Consider the following 342-nt stretch of genomic DNA (forward strand, 5'->3'; position numbering starts at 1 on the left):
AAAAAAGGGGGAGGCCGCGAGGCCTCCCCCTTCTCAGTTCAAGCGTACGGCTCGGTGCCGTCCACCGGTCAGCGGCGCCCTGGCCTCCCACGGGCTGACCCCGCAGTACTCTCGGCGCGATGGGGCTTAGCTTCCGGGTTCGGAACGGGACCGGGCGTGCCCCCCATGCTCTGGCCGCTGACCGGTGGGCGGCGCCCACCGTTACGGTGTCCTGGGTCTCACTCTACACGTGCCCTGGGGGCCGCATGGCGCATAGGGGAGGTGACTCGGGGGCATCCTCGTGCCCGGACCGCGCATGAGCGCTCAGTCCCGCGGGCCGCGAGGTGCGGTTCCGGAAGAGCT

General features: G+C 71.1%; 1 rRNA gene. It reads right to left on the reverse strand.

Annotated features, from left to right (window positions below):
• Window positions 1-66: 66 nt before the first annotated feature.
• A 5S ribosomal RNA gene (gene rrf, locus GPK42_RS06575) occupies window positions 67-182 on the reverse strand.
• Window positions 183-342 lie beyond the last annotated feature (160 nt).

Origin of the sequence: Collinsella aerofaciens, from assembly GCF_018785265.1 — a bacterium.
Lineage (GTDB): Bacteria > Actinomycetota > Coriobacteriia > Coriobacteriales > Coriobacteriaceae > Collinsella > Collinsella aerofaciens_AI.